At 68.6% G+C, this 23,842-nt stretch carries 28 protein-coding genes; 13 read left to right on the top strand and 15 right to left on the bottom strand.

Annotated features, from left to right (window positions below):
* Window positions 1-55 precede the first annotated feature (55 nt).
* Genes EOHIBHHM_RS01565 through EOHIBHHM_RS01575 form a run of 3 tightly spaced genes read right to left on the bottom strand, consistent with a single transcriptional unit; the run spans window position 56 to window position 954 of the window.
* On the bottom strand, window positions 56-592 hold the full coding sequence (locus EOHIBHHM_RS01565; protein WP_497253955.1) for a hypothetical protein: 537 nt from the start codon (window positions 590-592) through the stop codon (window positions 56-58).
* Window positions 553-780 carry a hypothetical protein gene (locus EOHIBHHM_RS01570; RefSeq protein ID WP_497253957.1) on the bottom strand — a complete coding sequence of 76 codons (228 nt, stop codon included), beginning with the start codon at window positions 778-780 and terminating at the stop codon, window positions 553-555. The genes EOHIBHHM_RS01565 and EOHIBHHM_RS01570 overlap by 40 nt, the downstream gene beginning before the upstream one ends.
* A complete protein-coding gene (locus tag EOHIBHHM_RS01575) occupies window positions 781-954 on the bottom strand; it encodes a hypothetical protein (RefSeq protein WP_497253959.1) in 174 nt (57 codons plus the stop codon).
* Between the two features lie 57 nt (window positions 955-1,011).
* On the opposite strand from EOHIBHHM_RS01575, the gene EOHIBHHM_RS01580 reads away from it, so the two are divergent.
* From EOHIBHHM_RS01580 to EOHIBHHM_RS01610, 7 genes are all read left to right on the top strand, one after another.
* Window positions 1,012-1,179 (top strand): hypothetical protein, encoded by a 168-nt coding sequence (locus EOHIBHHM_RS01580; protein ID WP_497253961.1) that lies wholly within the window; start codon window positions 1,012-1,014, stop codon window positions 1,177-1,179.
* Window positions 1,180-1,342: 163 nt separating this feature from the next.
* Window positions 1,343-2,731, top strand: a complete 1,389-nt coding sequence (purB, locus tag EOHIBHHM_RS01585; RefSeq protein ID WP_497253963.1) for an adenylosuccinate lyase — start codon at window positions 1,343-1,345, stop codon at window positions 2,729-2,731.
* Between the two features lie 192 nt (window positions 2,732-2,923).
* Entirely contained in the window at window positions 2,924-4,075 is a 1,152-nt protein-coding gene (locus tag EOHIBHHM_RS01590) for a multicopper oxidase domain-containing protein (RefSeq protein WP_497253965.1), read from the top strand.
* Window positions 4,072-5,145, top strand: coding sequence for a halocyanin domain-containing protein (locus tag EOHIBHHM_RS01595; RefSeq protein ID WP_497253967.1), 1,074 nt, complete (start codon window positions 4,072-4,074; stop codon window positions 5,143-5,145). Before EOHIBHHM_RS01590 ends, EOHIBHHM_RS01595 begins: the two co-directional genes overlap by 4 nt.
* Before the next feature lie 75 nt (window positions 5,146-5,220).
* Entirely contained in the window at window positions 5,221-6,012 is a 792-nt protein-coding gene (locus tag EOHIBHHM_RS01600) for a helix-turn-helix transcriptional regulator (protein WP_497253969.1), read from the top strand.
* 222 nt (window positions 6,013-6,234) lie between these two features.
* Window positions 6,235-6,378 carry a DUF7563 family protein gene (locus EOHIBHHM_RS01605; RefSeq protein ID WP_497253971.1) on the top strand — a complete coding sequence of 48 codons (144 nt, stop codon included), beginning with the start codon at window positions 6,235-6,237 and terminating at the stop codon, window positions 6,376-6,378.
* A 43-nt stretch (window positions 6,379-6,421) separates the two neighbouring features.
* Window positions 6,422-6,667: a zinc ribbon domain-containing protein gene (locus EOHIBHHM_RS01610; RefSeq protein WP_497253973.1), complete on the top strand. Its 246-nt coding sequence runs from the start codon at window positions 6,422-6,424 to the stop codon at window positions 6,665-6,667.
* A 16-nt stretch (window positions 6,668-6,683) separates the two neighbouring features.
* Here EOHIBHHM_RS01610 and EOHIBHHM_RS01615 read toward each other — a convergent pair whose 3' ends face one another.
* The 7 genes from EOHIBHHM_RS01615 to EOHIBHHM_RS01645 all read right to left on the bottom strand — a co-directional run bounded on the left by EOHIBHHM_RS01615 (window position 6,684) and on the right by EOHIBHHM_RS01645 (window position 13,982).
* On the bottom strand, window positions 6,684-7,784 hold the full coding sequence (locus EOHIBHHM_RS01615) for a M20 family metallopeptidase (protein ID WP_497253975.1): 1,101 nt from the start codon (window positions 7,782-7,784) through the stop codon (window positions 6,684-6,686).
* On the bottom strand, window positions 7,781-8,674 hold the full coding sequence (dapF, locus tag EOHIBHHM_RS01620; RefSeq protein ID WP_497253977.1) for a diaminopimelate epimerase: 894 nt from the start codon (window positions 8,672-8,674) through the stop codon (window positions 7,781-7,783). Before dapF ends, EOHIBHHM_RS01615 begins: the two co-directional genes overlap by 4 nt.
* On the bottom strand, window positions 8,671-9,900 hold the full coding sequence (gene lysA / locus EOHIBHHM_RS01625) for a diaminopimelate decarboxylase (RefSeq protein WP_497253979.1): 1,230 nt from the start codon (window positions 9,898-9,900) through the stop codon (window positions 8,671-8,673). The genes dapF and lysA overlap by 4 nt, the downstream gene beginning before the upstream one ends.
* A 6-nt stretch (window positions 9,901-9,906) precedes the next feature.
* Entirely contained in the window at window positions 9,907-10,752 is an 846-nt protein-coding gene (locus tag EOHIBHHM_RS01630) for a 2,3,4,5-tetrahydropyridine-2,6-dicarboxylate N-succinyltransferase (RefSeq protein WP_497253981.1), read from the bottom strand.
* A gap of 21 nt (window positions 10,753-10,773) precedes the next feature.
* The gene (gene dapB / locus EOHIBHHM_RS01635) at window positions 10,774-11,538 is read right to left on the bottom strand and encodes a 4-hydroxy-tetrahydrodipicolinate reductase (protein WP_497253983.1); all 765 of its coding nucleotides are present in this window, start codon (window positions 11,536-11,538) and stop codon (window positions 10,774-10,776) included.
* The gene (dapA, locus tag EOHIBHHM_RS01640; RefSeq protein ID WP_497253985.1) at window positions 11,535-12,446 is read right to left on the bottom strand and encodes a 4-hydroxy-tetrahydrodipicolinate synthase; all 912 of its coding nucleotides are present in this window, start codon (window positions 12,444-12,446) and stop codon (window positions 11,535-11,537) included. The genes dapB and dapA overlap by 4 nt, the downstream gene beginning before the upstream one ends.
* Window positions 12,447-12,776: 330 nt before the next feature.
* The gene (locus EOHIBHHM_RS01645) at window positions 12,777-13,982 is read right to left on the bottom strand and encodes a PKD domain-containing protein (RefSeq protein ID WP_497253987.1); all 1,206 of its coding nucleotides are present in this window, start codon (window positions 13,980-13,982) and stop codon (window positions 12,777-12,779) included.
* A 342-nt stretch (window positions 13,983-14,324) separates the two neighbouring features.
* On the opposite strand from EOHIBHHM_RS01645, the gene EOHIBHHM_RS01650 reads away from it, so the two are divergent.
* The 3 genes from EOHIBHHM_RS01650 to EOHIBHHM_RS01660 all read left to right on the top strand — a co-directional run bounded on the left by EOHIBHHM_RS01650 (window position 14,325) and on the right by EOHIBHHM_RS01660 (window position 16,083).
* Window positions 14,325-14,822: a LabA-like NYN domain-containing protein gene (locus tag EOHIBHHM_RS01650; protein ID WP_497256878.1), complete on the top strand. Its 498-nt coding sequence runs from the start codon at window positions 14,325-14,327 to the stop codon at window positions 14,820-14,822.
* Window positions 14,823-14,914: 92 nt separating this feature from the next.
* A complete protein-coding gene (locus tag EOHIBHHM_RS01655; protein ID WP_497253989.1) occupies window positions 14,915-15,388 on the top strand; it encodes a PUA domain-containing protein in 474 nt (157 codons plus the stop codon).
* 86 nt (window positions 15,389-15,474) lie between these two features.
* Window positions 15,475-16,083, top strand: coding sequence for a hypothetical protein (locus EOHIBHHM_RS01660; protein WP_497253991.1), 609 nt, complete (start codon window positions 15,475-15,477; stop codon window positions 16,081-16,083).
* Between the two features lie 42 nt (window positions 16,084-16,125).
* Here EOHIBHHM_RS01660 and EOHIBHHM_RS01665 read toward each other — a convergent pair whose 3' ends face one another.
* From EOHIBHHM_RS01665 to EOHIBHHM_RS01685, 5 genes are all read right to left on the bottom strand, one after another.
* Window positions 16,126-17,205, bottom strand: a complete 1,080-nt coding sequence (locus tag EOHIBHHM_RS01665; RefSeq protein ID WP_497253993.1) for a presenilin family intramembrane aspartyl protease PSH — start codon at window positions 17,203-17,205, stop codon at window positions 16,126-16,128.
* 99 nt (window positions 17,206-17,304) lie between these two features.
* On the bottom strand, window positions 17,305-17,991 hold the full coding sequence (locus EOHIBHHM_RS01670) for a helix-turn-helix domain-containing protein (protein ID WP_497253995.1): 687 nt from the start codon (window positions 17,989-17,991) through the stop codon (window positions 17,305-17,307).
* A gap of 132 nt (window positions 17,992-18,123) precedes the next feature.
* On the bottom strand, window positions 18,124-18,351 hold the full coding sequence (locus EOHIBHHM_RS01675) for an H/ACA ribonucleoprotein complex subunit GAR1 (protein WP_497253997.1): 228 nt from the start codon (window positions 18,349-18,351) through the stop codon (window positions 18,124-18,126).
* Window positions 18,351-18,629 (bottom strand): signal recognition particle subunit SRP19, encoded by a 279-nt coding sequence (srp19, locus tag EOHIBHHM_RS01680; RefSeq protein WP_497253999.1) that lies wholly within the window; start codon window positions 18,627-18,629, stop codon window positions 18,351-18,353. The genes EOHIBHHM_RS01675 and srp19 overlap by 1 nt, the downstream gene beginning before the upstream one ends.
* A 113-nt stretch (window positions 18,630-18,742) precedes the next feature.
* Window positions 18,743-19,915, bottom strand: coding sequence for a PGF-CTERM-anchored ABC transporter substrate-binding protein (locus EOHIBHHM_RS01685; protein WP_497254001.1), 1,173 nt, complete (start codon window positions 19,913-19,915; stop codon window positions 18,743-18,745).
* Window positions 19,916-19,974: 59 nt separating this feature from the next.
* Here EOHIBHHM_RS01685 and btuC point away from each other — a divergent pair, with 59 nt between their 5' ends.
* The 3 genes from btuC to EOHIBHHM_RS01700 all read left to right on the top strand — a co-directional run bounded on the left by btuC (window position 19,975) and on the right by EOHIBHHM_RS01700 (window position 23,837).
* A complete protein-coding gene (btuC, locus tag EOHIBHHM_RS01690) occupies window positions 19,975-21,081 on the top strand; it encodes a vitamin B12 ABC transporter permease BtuC (protein ID WP_497254003.1) in 1,107 nt (368 codons plus the stop codon).
* A complete protein-coding gene (locus tag EOHIBHHM_RS01695) occupies window positions 21,078-22,373 on the top strand; it encodes a heme ABC transporter ATP-binding protein (RefSeq protein WP_497254005.1) in 1,296 nt (431 codons plus the stop codon). The genes btuC and EOHIBHHM_RS01695 overlap by 4 nt, the downstream gene beginning before the upstream one ends.
* 204 nt (window positions 22,374-22,577) lie before the next feature.
* The gene (locus EOHIBHHM_RS01700) at window positions 22,578-23,837 is read left to right on the top strand and encodes an FtsZ/tubulin family protein (protein ID WP_497254007.1); all 1,260 of its coding nucleotides are present in this window, start codon (window positions 22,578-22,580) and stop codon (window positions 23,835-23,837) included.
* The last annotated feature ends 5 nt before the right edge of the window (window positions 23,838-23,842 follow it).

Genomic DNA, 23,842 nt, shown 5'->3' on the forward strand with positions numbered 1-23,842 from the left:
CGGTGGTCGTCCTCTCGGTCGTCGTCGTGATACTCGCCGGCGCCGGCGGTGGCTACTACACCGCCGCGTCGCTCACCGACACCGAAGCGGTCGGCATTGGAATGACCGCAGCGAGCAACTTCCCGACGACGGGGACGACCGAGACGCCGACCCCGACCGAGACCGTCACCGGGAGCGACGTCACGTCGACGTCGACCACGACCGCACAGACGACAGACTCGGGTTCGACACCGCCGTCGCCGACCACGACGACGTCCACCCCCAGCGGTGCCGACGACGGCTCCACCGAGAGCGACGACACGGATCGGAGTGACAAGCGGACGTCGACTGAGGGACCGACGAGCAGCGCGTCGACTGTATCCGGACCGACGATCACCACCGGATCGACGTCGACGCCGCCAGCAACGGAGACCCCGACGTCACCCACGACAGCGACAGTGACGCCGACCGCGACACCGACGCCTACTGTGACGTCGACAACGACGTCGGCTCCGACGTCGCACGCCACCTCTCTGTCCGTACCGGCATCGACGTCGACGCCGACTGCGACATCTACAGCGACACCGACCCCAACGCCGACTGCGACACCCACGGCGACCCCAACGCCGACTGCGACAGCGACTCCAACGTCGACCGCGACCGCAACACCGACGCCGACACCAACACCGACACCGACGCCGACACCAACACCGACACCGACGCCGACACCAACACCGACACCAACATCGACACCCACGCCGACACCAACACCGACACCCACGCCGACGCCGACTGCGACATCTACGCCAACGGAGACGCCGACAGCGACTGCAACACCGACGCCCACGCCGACAGCGACAGCGACACCGACAGCGACAGCGACACCGACTGCGACAGCGACACCGACTGCGACTGCAACACCGACGCCGACTGCAACACCGACGCCCACGCCGACGCCAACATCGACAGAGACACCGATCGACGGCTCCACGGCGTCGACGAACAGTTCCGCTTCGACGACTTCGATGGGAGGTGAGTGAGTCGATGCAGCGCGTGACGTTCAGTGATCGAGTGTTCTCGGTCGCTAGAAGCTTCGTCTCTCACGTTCCCGGGATGACGGTCCGCTCGCCAAAGCGCAACACGCTCGTCGTGCTCGCCTACCTCTTCCTGCTGAGTATCGCCGTCACCCTCCTCGTCTGACACGCCAGGAGTGAATCTTCCTCTCGGCATCGACCTTTTCGGTGAGTAATACACACACGTGCGTCGAATCGCGCTGAGAGACACACCGTCTCAGCTATACTGTACATGTACTTGAGTATCTGCCATCGACACGCTTTTGCGCTCACCACCGACACCACAGGGTATGACCGACCTGCCGCGGAGCGACCCCCTCGCCGCCGTCTCGCCGCTCGACGGCCGATACGCCCGCCGAACAGCGCCGCTCAGTCCCTACGCCAGCGAGTCGGCGCTCGTGCGCGCTCGCGTCCGCGTCGAAGTCGAGTATCTCCTCGCGCTCGCGGACCTCGATGCGACGCCGCTCGCACTCGACGACGGCGAACGCGCCGACCTGCGCGCGCTGTACGAGGAGTTCGACGCCGACGACGCCCGTCTCGTCAAGCAGATCGAGGTGGAGGGGACCGAGGAGTTCTCAGCGACCAACCACGACGTGAAGGCCGTCGAGTACTTCATCCGGACGGCGACCGACGAGTCGGTCTACCCGTGGATCCACTTCGGGCTGACCAGCGAGGACGTGAACAACCTCGCTCAGCGTCTGCTCGTGAAACCCGCCGTCGAGGAGGTGCTCGTCCCCGCCGTCGAAGAGGTGCGCGACGAACTCACCGAGTTGGCACAGGACAACCGCGGCCTGCCGATGCTCGCACGCACGCACGGCCAACCCGCGACGCCGACGACGTTCGGCAAGGAGATGGCCGTCTACGCCGCCCGCCTCGGGAAAGGGCTGGGCCGACTGAAGGGGGCGACCGACGGCCTCGCCGGCAAACTCGCGGGTGCGTCGGGGACCTACGCCGCCCACGTCGCCGCCTACCCCGACGTCGACTGGCGAGCGTTCTCCGAAGCGTTCGTCGCCTCGCTCGGGCTCCGACACACGGCGCTTTCGACGCAGGTCAACCCGTGTGACGACCTCGCCGAACTCTTCGACGCGCTCCGCGGCGTCAACAACGTGCTCGTCGACCTCGACCGGGACATGTGGCTCTACATCTCCGACCGCTATCTCGGCCAGCGGACGGTCGACGGCGAGACCGGGAGTTCGACGATGCCGCACAAGGTCAATCCCATCGACTTCGAGAACAGCGAGGGGAACCTCTCGAAGGCCAACTCCGACCTGACGTTCCTCGCCGACTACGTCACCACCTCGCGCCTCCAGCGTGACCTCTCGGACTCGACGGTCAAGCGCAACATCGGCGCGGCGTTCGCCCACTGTCTCGTCGGCTACGGCAAGACGGCGACGGGACTCGACAAGGTCGTCCCGAACGAGCAGGTGATGCGCGAGGAACTCGAGTCGACGCCGGAGATCATCGGAGAGGCCGTCCAGACCATCCTCCGACGCGAGGGCGACACCGACGCCTACGAGCGCGTGAAGGAGCTGACCCGCGGCCAGCGCGTCACGCTCGAGGACTTCCACGACCTCTTCGCCGACCTCGACGTCGACGAGGGCGTCCGCGAGGAACTGCTCGCCCTGACGCCGAGCGGCTACACCGGCGTCGCCGACGATCTGGTCGACGAACTGGAGTGACGACCGCTCTGTCGACCTATCGTAACGAGCGCACGTCATCACACGCCCGCCCGGCCGCTGTCGTGCGGTCGGGTGTGTAGACAGGTGCACGAGCGACTATAGCTGGCGCGTGCTACCACGCGGCAGCCGACGTTTCTCACCGCCCGAGAACGGGGTTCAGGTTATATCGAAAGCTGGGGCATCCGGTGTAGTATGAACGCCGACAGAATCGGTGCACCCGGAACCGGCATCTCACGACGCGACTTCCTGAAGGCGACCGGCGCGGGCGGCGCCGTCGCGGTCGCCGGCTGTGCGCAGGCTCCGATGGCACAGCAGGTCTCCTCCTCCGCTGGCGGGCCGCTCTCGACGACGCAGACCGACCTCCCGCTCACCGGTCGCCCGGAGGTCGTCGACCTCGACGAGCGCGGCGGTGAGGTGACGCTTCGCTCCGTCACCGCTCGTCACGACGTCCACCCCGGCGAGAGCATGAACGGTCCGGTCGTCCTCCCGCAGGTCTGGGCGTTCCAGGCCGACGACGGCACCCCCTCCGTCCCCGGCCCCATCCTCCGCTGTACCGAGGGGACCGAACTGAAGATCACGCTCGACAACTCGGACAACATGCACCCGCACACGCTGCACTTCCACGGCGTGCGCAAGACGTGGATGAACGACGGCGTGCCGACGACGACGGGTATCACCGTCATGCCGGGCGAGACACACACGTACACCATCCCCGCGAACGTCGCCGGGACGCATCTCTACCACTGTCACTTCAACACCCCGTTCCACATGGACATGGGGATGTACGGCATCCTCCGCGTCGATCCCGAGGGGTACGAGGAGGCCGACAAGGAGTACTTCATGACCGTCAAGGAGTGGGACTCCCGCCTGTCGCGGCAGTACGGCGGCGAGAACGTGAAGTACTCGCTCACCGACCGGATGGGCGACGTCTTCACGATCAACGGCCGGTCGGCCCCCTACACGCTCCACCCCGAGATGGGGTCGCCCGTCATCGTCGACGCGGGCGACACCGTCCGCATCCACTTCGTCAACGCGGGGTTCATGAGCCACCCGATGCACGTCCACAACCACCGGTTCAAGGTCGTCGAGAAGGACGGCAGCCCGATGCCCGAACCGCTCCAGTATCTCCAGGACGTCGTCAACGTCGCCCCCGCCGAACGCTACACCATCGAGTACGTCGCCGACGCCGACCCCGGCATCTACCCGATCCACTGCCACAAGGTCGACCACGTCCGCAACGGCAACTCCTACCCCGGCGGGATGCTCACCGCGACGGTCTACACCGAGGCGATGGACACCGAGATCTTCCGTCAGGTGATGGACAAGGCGGGGTACGAGCTATGAACGACGTCAGTCGACGCAACTTCCTCCGTGCGGGCGCGGCCGTCGGTCTCGCGGCCGCGGCGACGCCGGCGGTCGGCACGGTCGCCGCCCAGGAGAGTCCAACGCAGACGTTCGACGGCTGGCTCGACGGCGTCGACAACTACGACGGCGTCGTCGACGCTCGCGGCGAGTCGACCGTCACGGTCGAGGTCGGCACCCAGGCCAACGGCGGCGCGTTCGGGTTCGGTCCGGCCGCCGTGCAGGTCGACCCCGGGACGACGGTCCGCTGGGTGTGGACCGGCGAGGGCGGCGTCCACAACGTCGCCGCCGACGACGGGTCGTTCGCCAGCGAGTTCCTGAGTGACGAGGGTGAGACGTTCGAGCACGTCGCCGACGCCGAGGGCGTCGTCAGGTACGCCTGCGAACCCCACGCCGCGATGGGGATGAAGGGGGTCGTGGTCGTCGGCGAGGTGCCCGGCGTCGAGGCCAGCGCCGCCGCCGGAGACGACGAGGGCGACCCGGCGGCCGTCTACGGCGACTGGTTCGCCGACGTCGACAACTTCGCGGGCACCGTCGACGCCCGCGGCGAGGACGTCGTCACGGTCGAGGTCGGCGCAGCAGGCAACGGCGGCGCGTTCGGCTTCGAACCGGCCGCAGTCCAGGTCGATCCGGGAACGACGGTGCGCTGGGTGTGGTCCGGCGAGGGCGGGTTCCACAACGTCGTCGCGAGCGACGACTCCTTCGCCAGCGAGATGAGCGGCGACGACGGCCACGTCTTCGAGCACGTCGTCGAGGGTCGCGGCGTCACCACCTACGCCTGCGAACCGCACGCCGCGATGGGGATGAAGGGTGCGCTCCTCGTCGGCGACGCGGCGGCCGCCGGCGGCCCGGCGTCGGGGCAGTTGACCGGCACCCACCTCCTCGGTGGCGGACTGGTGGCGGCGGCGTTCTCGCCGCTGGCCCTGTTCGCGTTCCTCCTGCTCCGAGGGACGGGCGACGACGAGCGGGGCGGCGGCCGCGTCTACTACCCGACGGAGAAGGTAGACGTCGGCTTAGACGACGCCTCGGGCGAGCGGTCGCGGTCGGTCTGACCATCTCCGCCCCGGCCGCCGTCGCGGTCGCTGGTGGATTTATACTACCGCACATCTAACTTAGACAACAGAACAGTGCCCACTGCGCTCGACGACGTCGCCTTTCTCGCCCGGTCTGCGAACCGCGTCGACGTCCTCGCGGCGCTGGCCGAGGCTCCGCACGAGCGTGCGGAGTTGGAGGCGGCGACGGGTATCTCTCGGGTCACGGCGAAGCGCATCCTCGACGACTTCACGGACCGTGGCTGGGTGACGCGGTCGGGACGGCGCTACGAGACGACAGCACTCGGGGACTTCGTCGAACGGGAGTTCGCCTCGTTCTTCGAGGCGATGCGGGCGGCCAACCGGCTGCAGGACGTCGTCCGGTGGCTTCCGGACGACGGGCTCGACGTCGACCTGCTGCGACTCGTCGACGCCGACGTCACGCTGCCGACGCGGAACAACCCCTACGCTCCGTTCCGTCGCGCACTGGCGACGGTGACCGCCGCCGACCGAGTGCGCGAACTCACTCATTCACTGCCGCCGGAGCTCCTGACGGCCCACTGCGAGGCTGTGACGCGCGACGGGCAGACGCTCTCCGTCGTCCTCGAGGCGGAGACGCTCGACGAGGTCGTCGCGGACGCCGAATCGGTCGCCACTCTCGAGACACTGCTGGACCGCGGCGCCGAACTCACGGTCTACGACGGTCAGATCCCCTACGCCCTCGGCGTCGCCGACGACGCGGTCGGACTGCTGCTCACCGACGACGCTGGACTGCCGCGAGCGTTCGTCGAGACGAGCGACGACGCCGTCGTCTCGTGGGCGGTGACGACGATCGAGGAGTTCGCTCGGGAGTCCCGGCGGGTCGACCGCTCGACGCTTTCGGAGTGACCACGTAGAGACCGACGTTCACACCCTGTCGCTCGAACATCGCGTGAGTTGATAACTCACGTGACGATACATGAAGACAGTCAGGCGCTCGGCGGACACGGGACAGACGCCTTCGAGAGAGGGTGCGAGGGAACGTCACTCCCCGGTCCGTTGCGAGTGGCCGACTACGAGAGGACGAGATGGCTCCCAACAAGCGCACTCAGCGGAGACAGGGAAGGACCGATGCAGCGATGTAACGCCTGTGGCGCCGACGTCACACGGCAGTTCGCACGTGTGTTCGGAGACAACGACGACCGGGTCTTCGGCTGTATGCAGTGCCGAAGCATGGCCGAACTCCAACAGGGGGACGGCAGCGTCCCAGTCTGACCAGCGATAGCTTTTTCGACGTGTCGCGTCTCTCGGCGAGCGCATGAGCCCTCCAACCGACACCAACACCGACACCGACGCACACGACTTCGGCGACGAGCGCGGCTGTCCGAAGTGTGGTCACACCGACACCGAGATCGACTCCATCGCGACGACCGGCGGCGGTCTCTCGAAGATGTTCGACATCCAGAACCGGAAGTTCACGGTCGTCTCGTGTACCAACTGCGGCTACTCGGAACTCTACCGCGGACAGTCGACGAACGACGTCGTCGACGTCTTCCTCGGCTGAGCGCCGTCGTCCACTTTCACGCTTTTTCAGGCTCGAGCAACTTGCGGAGCGACGTCTCCACCGCCTCGGCGGCCGTCCGGACCTCCTCGAGTCGGACGTACTCGCGTTCGGAGTGTGCCACCGCGCCCTCGTCGTCGGCGAGGTCGCCCGGTCCGAAGACGACCGTCGGCGCGGGCGCGAAGTACGACGCCTCGGTCGCGGCGGTGAACGGACGCACCGCACCGCCCGTTCCGCCGCTCGCGTCGCTCGCGGCCGCGGCGAGCGTCGCCACGAGCGGGTGGTCGGGGTCGGTCGCGAACGCCTCGAGAAACGGCGTCGGCCGCTCGGTCAACTCGAAGGCGACGTCGACGTCGTCCGGCACCGCCGTGCGGAGTCGCGCCGCGAGCGACTCGCGGAACCCCGCGGCCGTCTCCGGCGGGATGGTTCGGCGGTCGACGACGAGTCGACAGTCGGCGGGGATCTGGTTCGTCGCCGACCCCCCGTCGACGGTCGTCGGCGTCAACGTCGCCGTCCCGAGCGAGGGGTGGACCTCGCGGTCGGCGTCGAACGTGCGAAGGACGTTCAACACCTGTTCGAGCGCGAAGACGGCGTTCGCGCCGGAGTCGGGTTCGGCGGCGTGCGCGCTGACGCCCGAGAGCGTAACTGTCCCCTGGAACCGCCCCTTAGCGGCGTTGCAGACGTCGAGCCCGGTCGGTTCGCCGACGACGTAGCAGTCGCCGTCGAGGTCGAGAGCGGCCGCCCCGGTCGACAGCACCTCCTCGTCCGGCGTCACCGCGAGCGTCAGCGTTCCCGACTCGCCGGGATCGACGGCGAGGAAGCCCGAGAGCAGTGCGGCGAGCGGCCCCTTCGCGTCACAAGAACCGCGACCGTGGACGACGCCCGCCTCGTCGTCGCGCTCGTAGGGGACGTGCGGCGTGACGGTGTCGACGTGCGTGTTGAGGACGACGTGTGGCGACCCCGTCCCCCTGCTGGCGACGGTGTTGCCCGCGTCGTCGACGGTCGCCGCGACGCCGTGGTTCGCCAGCGTCTCGACGAGGAACGCCCGCATCGCCGAGACGTCTTCGTGTGACTCGATACGGACGGCGGCGTCGAGGAAGTCGACGGGGTCGAAGCTCACGACTGTGCCGGCGGTTCGCGGGCGAGTTCGCCCGCGTACTCGTGGGCGACGTCCCCGCGCAGCGTCGCCGGGGCGTCGTCCGGCACCGAAATCTCGAGGTCGCCGCCCGGCGGGCTGACGGTGACCGACTCGGCGTCGTCGACGAGGCCGAGTCGCTTCGCCGCGGCGACGACGGCGACCGCGCCGGTGCCGCAAGACTGCGTCTCGCCCTCGACGCCGCGTTCGTAGGTTCGCTGGTCGAACCCGTCGCCGTGCTCCTTCTCGGCTGCGAACGTCACGTTCGCTCCCTCGGGGAAGACGTCGGCGTAGCGGAGCGTCGGGCCGACCGACTCGAGGTCGACCGCGTCGAGATCGTCGACGAAGACGACGACGTGGGGGACGCCGGTGTTGACGGCCGTGACGGGATGCCCCTCTAACTCCTCCTCGACGAGCGGGTCGTCCCGGGCCAGCGGGACGTCGCGCGGGTCGAACGCCGGGACGCCCATTTCGATCGTGACGCTGCCGTCGTCGTTGACGGTGGCGTGGCGGGTGCCCGCCTGCGTGTCGACCATCACCTCGTCGCTGCCGGTGCGCTCGGCGGCCCACGCGGCGGCACAGCGCGCGCCGTTGCCGCACATCGCGGCCGTCGAGCCGTCGGGCTGGACGAGCGTCATGATGACGCGCGGCGGCGAGTACTTCGCTTCGAGAGCGAGAAAGAGCACGCCGTCCGCGCCGACGTGGTCCTCGACGTCGAGATCGAGGTCGACGCCGACGCCGGTCTCGCGGTCGCAGTACGCCGTCGCGAAGGAGTAGCGGTTCGGGATGAAGTCGGCGGCGTCGATGATGATGAAGTCGTTGCTGGTTCCGTGGTACTTCTCGTAAGATACGGTTCGGTTTGCTTGTAGGCTCATGCTTCGTCCTCCAGCTTGGTCAGATCGTGTAGCTGCTCACGTCGGCGGACGAGTCGCGCGTCGTCGTCGTCCAGCGCGACTTCCGCAGGCCGCGGCCGCGAGTTGTAGGTGCTTGCCATCTCGTAGCCGTAGGCACCTGCGTTGCCGATCGCGAGCAGGTCGCCGCGTTCGGGACGCGGCAGTGGTCGGTCTTCACACAGTACGTCTGCACTCTCACAGATAGGGCCGGTGACGGTGACAGATGTTGCCACCCGGTCGCTTCCAGTCAGGTTCGAGAGCGCGTGGTAGGAGTCGTACATCGCCGGCCGGAGCAGGGTCGTCATCCCCGCGTCGACGCCGACGACGGTGGTGTCGGGGGTCTCCTTGACGGTGTTCACCCGCGTCAGCAACACGCCGGCGTCGGCGACGACGTAGCGGCCGGGTTCGACGGCGAGCGTCGCGTCGACGTCGCCGATGGCCTCCCGCGTCGCCTCCGCGACGGCCTCGAGGTCGAGCGGCGGTTCGTCCTCGTGGTACGGGACGCCGAACCCGCCGCCGACGTCGACGAACTCTAACTCGCCGACTTCGCGGGCCAGTTCGCCCATCCGCCGGACGAGTTCGCGGTGGTTCTCCAGGTCGTCGCCGGAGATGCCGCTCCCGGCGTGGGCGTGGATGCCGACGACGTCGAACTCCTCGCGTGCGGACGCCAGGAGCTCCGGCACCCGGTCGTAGGGGACGCCGAACTTGGCGTTCGCGCCGGTCTGGACCTTCTCGTGGTGGCCCGCTCCGACGCCCGGATTGACCCGAACACAGAGTCGGCCGTCGAAGCCGCGTTCGCGCAGGCGGTCGACCGTGTCGGCCGCGCCGACGGTGACGGTCAGCTCGGGGTGTTCGTCCCGCCACGCGTCGACCACGTAGTCGAGATCCTCGGCTGGCGGGTTGACGGCGGTGTACTGGACGTCTGAACCGTCGTAGCCGGCGTCGAACGCGCGCATCACCTCGCCCGCGGAGGCACACTCGGCGGCGAGGCCCGCCTCGCGGACGGTCTCGAGCACCGCACGGCCGGTGTGAGCCTTCACAGCGTAGCGCACCTCTCCGTCGGGGAACGCCGCCCGGAGACGTTCACAGTTCTCGCGGACGCGATCGAGGTCGATCACGTACAGCGGCGTCCCGTGGTCGTCGGCGAGCGAGTCCAGCGTCTCGGCGTCCCAGTCGGCCAGCCGTCGGATGTCGGGGTTGGCGGTCATCTCCGATCAGTCGCGGAGGGCTTCCTCGCGGCGGGTCGCGTCGATGGTCTCCTCCTCGACGTCGAGGGCGACGACGGCGGGCTTGTACGCGCCGCCGGCGAACAGGTCGTGGTCGCCGAGCGAGGACTCGACGAACCGGGTGAACGCGCGGCGCTCGGCCGGGAGTTCGCCGTAGAGCACCTCCTCCTCGACGAGGTCGTAGACGGGGATGCGCGGCGTGAGCAGCGTGTTCTCGCCGACGATGGAGTTCTCGCCGACGACGAACCCCGACGTCACGCGACAGCCGGCACCGAGCGAGACGCCGTCCTCGACGATGACCGGCGCGTCCTCGACGGGTTCGAGCACGCCGCCGACGAGCGTGTTCGCACCCAACTTCACGCCTTCGCCGATCTGCGCACACGAGCCGACGGTGTCACAGGAGTCGACGAGCGTCCCGTCGCCGACGTACGCGCCGACGTTGACGAACGAGGGGCTCATCATGATGCAGTCCTCGCCGAGGTAGGCCCCGCGGCGAATCGTAGTCCCGTCGGGAGTGTTGCGCGTTCCACGCTCCGCGAGGTCGTCGGTGTCGCGCAGCGGTAGCACGTCGTGGTAGCGGACGTCGCCGTACTCGCGCGGTTCGGTGTGTCGCAGACCGAAGTTCAGGAGGATCCCCTGCTTGACCCACTCGTTGACCGACCACGCGTCGGGGCCGGTGCCGCCGTCGTTCTCGGCGGCGCGGATCTCGCCCGCCTCGAGGGCGGCGAGGAACTCCTCGAGCACGTCGAGGTCGGCCGTCTCGGCACTGTCGGCGTCGACGTCGTTCGTCCGGTACTGCTGCCACAGGTCGTCGATGTCAGATTGTAAACTCATGTGTCGGGTAGTGATTAGCGGTTAGCTGTTGATTACGTCGAAGAAGTCGTAGCGACCGGCGTCGCGGCCGGTCGTCCACACTGCTGCGTCGAGTGCGCCCTCGGCGAAGACGCCTCGCGACTCCGCGCGGTGCGTGAGTTCGAGGAGTTCGTGGTTGCCCGCGACGAGCACCTCGTGCTCGCCGGTGACGTCACCCGCACGGCGGGCGTGGACGCCGATCTCCCCGTCCTCGCGTGGTTGCTCGCCCTCGCGGCCGTGCGTCCGGTGGGTGAGATCCGAGCGAACCTCCTCGACGTCGTCGAGGATGCTGTTTGCGGTCCCGGAGGGGGCGTCGCGCTTCCCGTTGTGGTGGGTCTCGGTCACCTCGACGTCGTACCCCGGGAGCGCGCCGACCGCCTCGCGGACGGCCTGTCGGAGCGCCGCGACGCCGCGAGCGAAGTTCGCGGCCTTCAGCAGCGGGATCTCCTCGGCCGCGTCGTCGAGTGCGGCCTCACCCTCGGGGTCGAACCCGGTGGTGCCGACGACGGCGGCGACGTCCGCCTCCGCGCAGGCGGCGACGTACTCGACGCTCGACTCGGGTCCAGTGAAGTCGACGACGACGTCCGGGTCGCGGTCGGTCAGGAGCGTCGGGAAGTCGGCCGCGTCGTCGACGTCGACGCCGGCGACGGGGTCACAGTCGCTGCGGTTGACCGCGAGGACGACCTCGACGTCGTCGCGTCCGTCGGCCGCCTCGACGACCTCGCGGCCCATGCGCCCGCCGGCGCCGGTGACCGCGAGGCGGATCATCGGTCGGCCTCCAGTCCGACCCGCTCGCCGTCGAGGTCCGCGAGCAGTTCGCGGAGTCGGTCACGGTGCTGTTCGGAGAGTCGCGACAGCGGCGGCCGCATGCGTGCGGTGCCGTGGCCGCGCATCTCCATCGCCTCCTTCACCGGGATGGGGTTGGTCTCGACGAACAGCTGTCGGGTCAGCGGGCCGAGTTCGTGGTGGAGTTCGCGCGCGCGCTCGAAGTCGCCGTCGAGCGCCGCGTGGACGAGCGCGGTGGTGCGCTCCGGTTCGACGTTGGCGACGACGCTGATCGTTCCCGCCCCGCCGACCGAGAGGACGGGGAGCGTCATGCCGTCGTCGCCCGAGAGCACGTCGAACGCCTCGTCTCGCGTGCGCTCGACGACCTCGGAGATGCGGTTGAGGTCGCCGCTAGCGGCCTTGTAGCCCGCGACGTTCTCGTGGTTCGCGAGTTCGACGACGGTGTCGACGTCGACGTTCCGGCCCGTCCGCGAGGGGACGTTGTAGACGATCTGCGGGACGTCGACCGCGTCGGCGATGGTGCGGTAGTGTTCGAGCATCCCGGCCGGTTCGGGCTTGTTGTAGTACGGGGAGATGAGCAGGAGGCCATCTGCGCCGGCGTCCGCCGAGCGCTGCGAGAGTTCCAGCGCCTCGTGCGTCGAGTTCGACCCGGAGCCGGCGACGATCGGGACCTCGTCGACCTCGTCGACGACGGTCTCGACCACCTCGACGTGTTCGTCGTGGGTGAGCGTCGCGCTCTCGCCGGTCGAACCGACGGGGACGAGTCCGTCGACGCCGGCGTCGACGAGTCGTCGTGCGTCCGTCCGCAGCTGTTCGAAGTCGATGTCGCCCTCGGGGGTGAACGGCGTCGTCATCGCGGGGTAGACCCCGCTGAAGTGTGTACCTGTCATGTGTGCTGTGTCTGTCGTGAACTGTCGGTCGTCGTCCGTACCTCGGTCGGGGGTTCACCCGAGACAGGATCGCCACTCCTGCAACGAGCGAGGTTACGGACGTTTTTTCAGAAAAGCGAACGCCGCCGCTGTCGTGGCGGGCGTACCCGTTGCAACAGCAGCGTGTGTCACGTTTAGTGTACTGTCGTTCTGAATCATATAGCTTACGTCGATAGCGAGTTCTGCCAGACGAGCAGCGAACGGAGCGGGGACAGACGCGAGGAGGGCGGATGGGATGTCAGACTGGGTGGGGAGAGGGCAGAGTGGGCCGACGTCTCCGAGCCGACGCGACTACTCGCCCTCCGTCGAGACGGTGAGTCCGGTCGTCTGTGTCGCGCCCTCGTCGTCGGTGACGCGGAGCGTGACCGGGTAGTCACCGCAGGCGTTCAGCGTCAGCTCGGCGGTGTCGCCCGTCTGCTCGAACCGGCCGTCGCCGTCGAGGTCCCACTCGTAGCTGTCGATCTCGCCGTCCGTGTCCGTCGAGGCCGACGCCGTGAACGTCACCGTGTCGCCGCGAGCGAGGTCGAGCGTCTCGGCCTTCGACGGCGTCGTCTCGATGACGGGCGTCGGCTTCTCGTTCGGGGGCTCCTCGGACGGGTCGTCCTCGTCCTCGTCGTCGGTGGGCACGTCTTCGTTCTCGTCTTCGGGTGGCTGTTGGTCGTCCTCCGCCGGCGGCTGTTCGCCCTCGTCGTCTTCGGGTGCGTCGGCGTCACCGTCGAACAGTTCCTCCTCGGTGAGTTTGCGGACGACCACCTCGTGCCACTCGATTCGCGTCTCGAGTGCTGGCCCGCTCGAGAGCGTCTCGACGAGGAACCCGAGGCTGTCGAGGTCGCGAGCGACCTTGTGTGCGAGGAGTCCGTCGGGTTTCACCTCCGGAGCCGAGAAGTAGCCGATCTCGAAGTCGTTCGTGTCGTTGTCGACGTAGTTTCCGTTCACGTGTCTGACGGCCTCGCCGGCCTTGGCTGCTGCCTCCACGTCCAGAGAGCGGAAGATCGCCTGGCCGACGCCGTCGCTCGCGTCGCCGTCGTAGAGTCGGAACGACTCCTGCAGATCGACGAAGACGTCCGGGTCGTACTCGGTGATGACGCTCCAGATGGCCTGTGCCAGTTCGTACGTCGGGTCACGACCGGTCGGGAACTCGCGGTTCAGGTCGACGCCGTCGGCGGCGGTTCGCGTCCCTCGCTCGATGGCGCGAGCGTTCGCTCGCGGAATCACGACGAGCTGTCCCGACTCGATCTCCCACTCGGCGATGTTGGCGGCGGCCCGGTAGCCGCCCTCCTCGTCGCCGTGCAGTCCACCGACCACCACCACGGTCGGGCCGTCGGCGTCGACCGTCGTGACGTGGACGGCCGTCTCCGCGGCCGTCCCCTCCAAGATCGAGAACGAGCCGTTCGTGACGGAGCCCGAGTCGCCGGCGACGGTCGACGCGCCGAGTCCTGCAAACGCTACACCCGTCGTGGCGAGGAACGCTCGCCGCGTCGGTTCGTGTTCAACCATTTCGACCTTCACTTCTCGAATGTCGGTGTTTGCTATACGTACCGTAATATTGCCGTTTCGACCCGTCTGAAACAGTGACACGGTTCGAAACAGATGGAGTTATATGGGTGATGGCAGTAGAGAAATGGCACACGCCCCGATTCAACAGATAAACAGACGTTCATATTTTACGACTAATCGGCGGCGAATCGCCGTCGAGGGCGACGGATGCGGTGGTCGTCGGCGGGGACGTCGTCGGGAACGCTGGTCGTTCGGGGGCCGCGGTCGTCGACCGACGTCGACGACGCGCCGGTCGCGCGGCCGGACGAAGCTTCTATGCCGCTCCAGGCGGTCTCCCCGGTAATGGCCGACATCCACCCGAACCAGCGCGTCGCCGTGCTGGCGGACGCGCAGAACCTCTATCACACCTCTCAGAGTCTCTACTCGCGGAACATCGACTACTCGTCGCTCTTGGAGAAGTCGGTGCAGGGACGCGAGTTGACGCGAGCGATCGCCTACGTCATCCGTGCGGACTCGCCGGACGAAGAGCGGTTCTTCGACGCGCTCGTCGACATCGGGTTCGAGACGAAGATCAAGGACATCAAGACGTTCGGCGACGGGTCGAAGAAGGCCGACTGGGACCTCGGTATCGCCCTCGACGCGGTGACGCTCGCGAACCACGTCGACACGGTCGTCCTCTGTTCCGGCGACGGCGACTTCGCGCGGCTCTGCTCGCATCTCCGTCACGAGGGCGTCCGCATCGAGGTGCTCGCGTTCGGCAACTCGACGGCCGACGAACTCGTCGAGGCCGCAGACTCCTTCGTCGACATGACCGAACGTGAAGAGACGTTCCTGCTGTAGTCGCTTCCCTCGGCGTCGGCGTCGTCGAACGCCATCACGCCCGTCAGACGCCATCCGAAGCCGCTTTCCCGGCGCGTCGGCAACGCCAAGCTATGAGTGACGCGGAGGAGCTGGCGGATCTGCGGATCGTTGCGGACTACCAGTTCGGGGCGAGCGCCGGCGACGCGCTGTTCCCGACGGACGAAGAGCTTCGGATCTCGCGGTCGACGAGCGGTCGCCCACGACAGATCCACGCGGACGACGGGCGACTCGTCTCCTACGGCACCGACGGCCGGTTCACGCTCGGCGTCGCCGGCGGCCGTCGACTCGTCGAGGCCCGAGAAACTCCCGCGAACCGCGTCGTCGTCGGCGACGAGAGCGAACCGTTCGTCCGCGACGGGAAGAACGTCTTCGCGAAGTTCGTCGACGGCGTCGACCCGGCGATCCGCCCCGGCGACGAGGTGGCGGTCGTCCACGTCGACGGCGACCTGCTCGGCGTCGGTCGCGCAGAACTCTCGGCGGACGCCATCCTCGACTTCCAGACGGGGATGGCCGTGAAGGTCCGCGAGGGCGCAGACGAGAAGTAGCGTTCGCAGTTCGCTCTCTGCGGTGGCGACCGAGCTGAACTCCTCTCACCAGCGGGGTTCTTCAGGAGACGGAGCGATACTCATACATGAGTCGACCTCTCGTCGCCGGTGTCGGCCGCGCGTGCAAACGGTTCGGTCCCGGTCGGTTACCGGGAGCCGACCGACACGCCGTCGGTGCGGGTTACACGTGCGCGTCGGCGGCGTTCCTCGCGACGTCGGCGTTCGTCCTCCTCACGCTCGTCGTCAGCGCGATACCGGGGATGGGTACGAGCGACGTGATCGGATTCGGCATCCTCGCCCTCGCCGCGTACCCGCTCGTCGTCCCGGTCGCGTTCGGCTTGGGGTGGCTCACGTGGCGGTCCGTCCCGGTCGGGTCACCGCTCGCCGGTGCCGTTGCCGGGTTACTCGTCGCGCTCTTGACCTACCCCGTTGCGACGCTCGGCGTGATCCTCGTGCTGCTCCGGCCGCAGAGTTATATCGCTGGAACGCCGCTCGAGGGTCAGCTGACAGGTGCCGTCGGTGGTGGCGTTCTTTTCGGCGTCGTCGCTCTCCTCTTGACCTTCTGGTTGACGCTCCCTCTCGGCGCAGTGGGTGGCTACGTCTACGAAGCAGTCCGGGCAGAGAGAGTGACCGCTCAGCGGGATTCTCGTCGCCAGCCGGAGGACCGGGGACCGCCGGGCAACCACGTAGGCTGATTCTCCCCCCTCCGAATCGCTGAACTCCGACGAGAACCCCTATCAGAGGTACGGGCCGAGTCCGAGCGCCTCTATCAGCGAGACGCCCGAGAGCACCGCCCCGAGCAGGTAGCCGCCGATGGCTCCGCCGTTCAACAGCGGCAGACCGGCGTGGGCGCGACCCTTCATCACCAGCCACAGCAGGACGCCGAGACCGACGAACGTCCCGACCATCGCGAGCAACGCGGCGAGGTTCAGCGCCGGGAGGACCGCGAGGCCGAGGTTGCCGGCGTCGAGGAAGAACGCCGCGCTGGCGACCATCACGGTCGGCATCACCGCGTCGCCGAGGCCGATGAAGAAGGCGTCGCGGTCGGCGGCGTCGGGCGAGACTGCCTCGCCGCGGGACTCGTCGGTCTCGGTCGTCTCGGCGTCCGTTTCCGCCACCTCGGCGTCTGTCTCCGCCACCTCGGTCGTCCCGACTGCGTCGTCAGTTTGCTCCGTCGACGCGCCCTTCCCGCCGCCGTCGGTGGCGGTGCCGCTCTCGGAACCGCTCGTCTCGGCCGCACCGTCGTCGAGCAGCGAGTACGACAGCGTCAGCGGGACGACGAGCACGACCGGGATGTTGAGATCCATCACGCCCTCCGCGAGATCGAGCATGTGTTCGGTGCCGTAGACGCTGATGGCGTCGTAGACGGCCAACAGCGTCAGGAGGACCACCGCGGGCAGGAGACCGAAGCTGATACCGAACAGCCCCGCCGCACCCGCGCCCATCAGGACGCCCGCCGTGTCGATGACGTACCACTCGGGGTAGACGAGCAGCGCCAGCGACACGAGCGCCGCGAGGCCGACGGCGACGACCGGGGGGACGACGACGCTGAAGACGTACCACGCGAGCATCCCGCTCGTCAGGACGATGATGCCGCGGATGACCTGATCGAGGTTGTACTTGAACGCCGCGAGCATCAGCGCCGTCATCACGAGGATGGCACCGATGTAGAGCAGGCTGTTCGTCGGGTCGGAGGGGTCTTCGATGGTCTGGTAGCCGGCGGCGTCGAACGTCGGGATGAGCGCCAGCGCACCCAGTTGGACGAGGAGGAAGATGAGCGCCGCGAGCGCGGCACCCCAGTAGGCGCGGGAGTTCATGCTCGCCTCTCGGCGGTGGTGATGCTTTGCAGTTGTGGATGTCGCGTAGGGAGTCGACTCACAGCGACGTCGGCTCACGTCGGCGGCGCAGGTCGGCGACTACTCGCCGCTCGGGCGCTCCTCACTCCCGGTCAGCGTGCCGTCCCGCACCAGCCCCGTCTCCTCGATGACTGTCGCCAACCCGCGTCGCAGCCGCTCGGAGACCGACTGCGAGCTGATTCCGAGTTTCTCGGCGACGTCGGTACAGGTGGTCTGTCGGGGGACCTGGAAGTAGCCGTCACGAAAACAGTGGCGGATCGCCTCCAGTTGGGCGTCGGTGAGTCCGTACGGCGTCCCCGTCTCCGCCGGTTCGGCGTTGTAGATCTTCTCGACCCGGAACAACCGGTCGCGCTCCCGCGACCACTCTCGGATCCGTCTGAGCGAGTTCCGGTCGGGAAACCAGATGCGGTACCAGACGCCGTCGTCGGTGACGACCGCATCGGAGAGTGTGGCGTCCTCGTCGGTGATGACCGACGTGATGCTCTGTCGGATCCCCTGCGTCGTGTAACTGACGCGGAACAGTCGTCCACCGTCCGCGCCGTCGAGTCGCCGGACTGTCGCGATCGTCGGGTCGACGTCGAGTCCGTCCTCGAAGCTGTCGAGCACCGGTCCCTCGGCTCTGAAGATGAGCTTCATCGCGCCGTCGGGCGGCATCCGGTCGTCGATGACCGTCACGGTCGTCGACGGGGCTTCTTCGAGCGCCCGGCGGAAGATGGGCGTCTCGGACGTAAACTCGACGATTGGCATCGGTATACGTACTCACTCTAGCGGGGCTAGAAAGACCTGATGGCTCGCGAGTAAGACAGTGTCGCCGTCGACAACGTAACGCAGAGGCGAACGTCGGGGATCGGAGGGGCGTGTCGACCGTGGTGTGCTCGTTCACCGAGTGTACAGCTTCTGGCCGACGAGGTCGGTCAGTCGGACGCCGCTGTCGGTCGCGATAGCGACGTAGGGACGGTCGACCGGACCGAAGACGTCGACGACGCGGCCGACCCGCGAGAGCGACTCGTCGACGACGGCCGTCCCGATGTCGGGGTGGCCCTCGTCCTCGCAGTGGACGATCGCGAGGTTCTGTGCCGTCCGCGAGACGCTGCCGACGCGCTGCATCAGTCCCGGAGGATGCCGACGTAGGCTGCGACGGCGGCCACGAGGTCGTTCTTGCTCGAGTCGTCGGCACCCTGGACCAACACCCGACCGCGCTGTTCGAACTCGCGGGAGTAGGACTTGTCCCGTTCGACGACGGCGTCGTAGCCCACCTGCTGGACGGCCTTCGCGATCTCCTCGACGGTCGGTTCCTCGACGGCGTCCTTCAGGGGGACCCGTCGCCCCTCCGACCGCGTCTTCCCGGCGTCGATGTACGCGGGGTAGATGACGTTCTCGACCATACCGGAAGGGCGCGGTCCGGCCGTAATACGGTTGTGGTCCTCGGGTGTCGCGATCGCGTCCGGCGAGACGGAGGACGCAGACGACGTCGAAGAGAACGAAGCGAGTGCCGTCGTTACCGGCGGCGACGGGCGAGCAGCGTCGTCGCGGCGAGGGCGACGACGGCCGCAGTGAGACCGAAGCCGGGACTGTCGGCGCTCGTCTCGGTGGTCTCCGTCACGTCGGCGGTCTCGCCACCGTCGGCGGCGACATCGGCCGTCTCGTTCGCTGCCGTCCCCTCACCCGCCGTGGCAGTGTCGTTCGACTGCGCCGACACCTCGGACTTCGTCACGAACTGCTCCTCGCCGTAGGCGTCGGGGTGGAAGCCGGCGGTCATGTTGCTGACCGTGTAGGCGACGCTCCGGGGCGCGGGCTGGTTGAGGTAGTTCACTTCGAGCATCACTGTGCTGTCGTTCTCGGCCGCGGGCGTGCTGGCGTACGGCTCGGAGTCGAGGATCGCCGCGCCCTCGGGCGACGTGATCAGGACGACCTCCGGCGCGAGTTCGATCACCTTCTCGTCGCTCAGCTGCGGGTAGCCGCTCAGCCCCTCCTCGGCGACGACGTTGGTGCCGCCGGAGGCCGTGATCATCGCGTCGATGAACGTCTCCTCGCCGGCGACGTAGCCGCCACCGAGCGGGTAGACGACTCGCGGGCCGTCCGCACTCTCGCTGGCCGACTGGGCGGCCTCGACGTTCTGGTTCATCCACGCGTTCGCCGTCGCCGCGCCCTCACAGTTGCCGGTGAGCTGGCCGATGAGCGTCGTCTTCGCCTCGATGTCCTCGATAGACGTCGCCGCCTCGAAGCGGTAGACGGTCAGCCCGGCGTCGCGGAGCGCCGTCACCGTCTCGTTGCCGATGGTGTTCGGCGCGAGCACGAGATCCGGCTCCGTGCCGACGACCTTCTCGACGTCGACGCCGAACCCGGCCGCAGAGACGTTCGTCCGGGAGTCCGCCCCGTCGAGATAGCTGGCGAACTGCGAGACGCCGACGACCTGGTCGCGACCGCCGATCTCCCACATCGTCTGAGCGGCGCTCGGCGCGAGCGTCGTCACGCGCTCGGGGCGCTCCTCGACGGTCACTTCGGTCCCCGTCGCGTCGGTCGCGCTGAAGGGGAAGCTACACTGCGTCTGCGTCTGTGCCACTGTTCCTCCGCTCCCGGCCGCCGCGACCGGAGTCACACCGGCACCGACGACGGTGAGCGTCACGAGAAACACGAGAACTGTCGAACGGATCGACCGAGTGGTTCGCATCGTCCGACCGGACTCACTAACCCAATAAGTATTTGCCTAATGAAAGTGGGGTTTACTTCATGCAGACGACGACGAAGACCGCCGCCTGGTCCGCCGGGCTGGTCATCCTCCTAGTGCTCGTTGTCCTCGTCAGCGCCGGCGTCGGCCCCGTCTCGATCCCGGCGTCGACGGTCGCGAAGACGATGCTGAACGCCGTCGCCGTCCCGACGTCGGTCGGGTTCTCGCCGACCGGCGTCCCCGTCGCCGGGACGACGCTGCCGCTCCCGTCGCCGGAGGTCGGCACCGTCCACCCCTTCGCGTTCGACGTGAAGGACAGCCACACGACCATCGTGACGAAGATCCGACTCCCGCGCATCGCGCTCGGTGCCGTCGTCGGCTTCGCGCTGGCCGCCGCGGGGGTCGTGATGCAGGGGTTCTTCCGCAACCCGATGGCCGACCCCTCTATCATCGGCGTCTCCTCGGGAGCGGCCGCCGGCGCGGTGCTCTCGATCGTCGCCCCGTTCGCGCTCCCGTTCGGCCTCGAACTGCAGGGCGCGGCGTTCCTCGGCGCGGTGCTCACGGCGTTCGGCGTCTACCTCGTCGCCACCGAGGGCGGCAAGACGCCCGTCGCGACGCTGTTGCTCGCGGGAGTCGCCGTCCAGACGCTGCTCGGCGCGGTCACCTCGTTCATGCTGCTGCACAGCGGCGAGAGTCTCCGCCAGGTGGTCTACTGGCTGATGGGACATCTCGACAACACGTCGTGGAACGAGGTGCTCGTCGCCGCCGCCGTCGTCTCGCCGCTGTTCGTCGTCCTGCTCGTCTACACGCGGGATCTGAACGTCCTCCTCCTGGGCGAGGAGGACGCCCACAGCCTCGGCATCGAGGTCGCCCGCACGAAGAAACTGCTGCTGGCGGTGGCGAGCGTCGTCACCGCCGCGGCCGTCTCCGTCTCCGGCGTCATCGGGTTCGTCGGCCTCATCGTCCCGCACATGCTCCGACTGGTCGTCGGTCCGGACCACCGCATCCTCCTCCCGACGTCGGCGCTGGCGGGGGCGTCGTTCCTCGTCGCCACCGACACCATCGCCCGGTCGGGGACGGCCGAACTCCCCGTCGGCATCGTCACGGCCGCACTCGGTGCACCGTTCTTCCTCTATCTGCTGCGGCGACAGGAGGTCCACCAGCTATGAGCGGCGAGACTCCGGCCGACGCCCCGCTGCTCTCCGTCGACGACGTCGCCGTCTCGCTCGGCGGCGTCCGCGTCCTCGACGGCGTGAACGCGTCGGCCGACGCGGGGACCTTCGTCGGGCTTGTCGGACCGAACGGCGCGGGGAAGACGACGCTGCTCCGCACGCTGAACGCCGCACTCACTCCCGAGCGGGGGACCGTCCGGATCGACGGCGCGGACGTCTCCGGCCTGTCGGCGAAGGAGGTGGGCCGACTCGTGGCGACGGTGCCGCAGGACACCAGTCTCTCGTTCGACTTCAGCGTCCGCCAAACCGTCGAAATGGGGCGGACGCCGTACCTCTCGCGGTTCGGCGGGATGCGCCCCCGAGACCAGGAGACGGTCGAGCGAGCGATGGCCCGGACGACGGTCGAACAGTTCGCCGATCGCTCGATCACCGAGATCTCCGGCGGCGAGCGCCAGCGCGTGTTGCTCGCACGGGCGCTCGCACAGGACACGCCGCTGTTGCTCTTGGACGAACCGACGGCGAGTCTCGACATCAACCACCAGGTGCGGACGCTCGAACTCGTCCGTGATCTCGTCGACGACGGCAAGACGGTCGTCGCCGCCATCCACGATCTCAACCTCGCGGCGCACTACTGCGACGACCTCCTGTTGCTCGGCGACGGGCGCATCCTCGCCTCGGGCGCACCCGAGTCGGTGTTGACGGAGGCGACGCTCGAACGCGCCTTCGGGGCGAACGCCGTAGTCTCCAGACACCCCGTGACGGGGTCGGTGTACGTCACTGCACTCCCCGACCGACCGACCGGCGGCGACGCGGAGGGGCGCGTCCACGTCGTCGGCGGCGGTGGGAGCGCGGCGCGTTCCCTCTATCTCCTCTCGGCGGCGGGTTACGAGGTCTCTGTGGGCGCGCTCAACGAGGGGGACTCCGACACCGAGACGGCGCGGCAGCTCGGGCTCGACGCGGTGACGGTCGACCCCTTTGCGCCGGTCGACCCGGCGACCCGCGAGACGGTGAGAGAGCGCATCGAACGGGCGGACGTCACGCTCGTCGCCGACGTCGAGGTCGGCGAGGGCAACCTCGCGAATCTGGAGGCCGTCCGGGCGGCCGACGAGGTGGTGCTCGTCGAGACGCGACCGTTCGCCGAGCGGAACTACGCCGGCGAGACGGCCGCCCGGATGTACGACGGGATCCGCTCGCGGGCGACGGTCGCCACGCCCGACGAGGTGGTGGGTGCAGTCACCGACGCCGTCGCCCGCGTACGTTCTCGGTCGCCGAGCGATCCGGCCCGATAGCCGACGCGTAACTCGGGGTAGTCGCCGCCAACAGCGCCGTGTCGACCGCCTCCTCGCTCGTACGCTCGGTTCGGACGCTGCCACCGGTTTCGATTCCGGCTCTCCCCGGCACGCGCTGTAACACACCGATAAACGAGTGGTTCTCCGGGTAGGTGGCGAGTACTCATCGCCGTCTCTCGCTTTCTCTCTATCGAGGGGACCCGATTGCAACTCGCGCTCATCGGCGTCGGGCGGGTTGGCGGTGCCGTCGTCGACAGTCTCGCGGCGTACGACCGACTGTTCGACGGCGGCGTCGTCGCCGGCACCGTCGCGGTCGACACGGCACCTGCGGACCTGGCGAGCCTCCGCGCCGTCTCCCGTTCGACCCGAGTCGTCGTCGGGGCGGCCTACCCCTGTCGCGACGGCGTCGACGGCGACAGCGAACTCGGGGCGAGCATCGTCGCCGAGGACATCGACCGGGTGCTCGCCGGCGTCGACTACCTCCCCTCTCACCACGTCGACGCCTTCCTGATCGTCGCGGCGCTCGGCGGCGGGATCGGCGGCGGTGGTGCACCGGTGGTCGCCCGCGAGCTCCGTCGGCTCTTCGCGCGGCCGGTGTACGGACTCGGCGTCCTCCCGGGCGTCGACGCGGACGACGCGACCGCACGACGGAGCGTCCGCTCGCTGGTCACGTTCGTCCGCGAGGTCGACAACCTCCTGCTCGTCGCGGGCGACGACCGACGGGGGCGGACCGACGTGACCGAACTCGCTCGACGGCTCGTGGCGGTCTTCGGGACCGACTGGAGCGTCAACGCAGTGTTCGGCGGTCGTCCGCCGGAACCGTCGCGGGCGTCCACCGGGACAGACGAGCGAGCGGACGCGAACGCGGCGCACGACGAACGTGACGACGTCGTTCCCGCGTCGGACGCCGACGCCGCGCTCGGAGCGGACACCGACACCGCTCCCGCGTCGGACGCCGCCGACGTCACGCTGGAGACCGTCCTCGGAGCGGGGACGCTCTCGACGCTCGGATACGCCGTGGCACCGCCGAGACAGCCTCGCCTCGTCGATCGAATCCGGCAGCTTTCGAGGCAACCGACGGCAGTCGAGGCGAGCGACGACTTCGTCCGAACCGTCCGGGCGGCCGCCACCGGCGGGACGGGAGGTGACGTCTCCCGAGCAGCGGGGGCGTGGGTCGTCGTCGCGGGGTCGCGGCGGACGCTCTCGCGGTCGGAACGCGGCGTCCACCGCGCTCGCGAGTGGCTCCGTAGTGCGACCGGTGCGGACGTGGTCGGTGGTCGGACGGTGGTCACGGACGACGGCCCGCTGACGGTGACGGTGGTGCTCTCGGGCGTCCGGACGGTCCGGCAGTTGACGAGACTGTGGGAACGGGCAGTCGCGTCCCCTGAGAGTCGCGGCAGACGCGACCGGCGCTCGAGCGACCCGCCGGAGTGGCGGGACCGAACGTTCGACCCGCTTTTCTGAGTGAT

It is taken from the genome of Halogranum roseipondis, assembly GCF_059695585.1.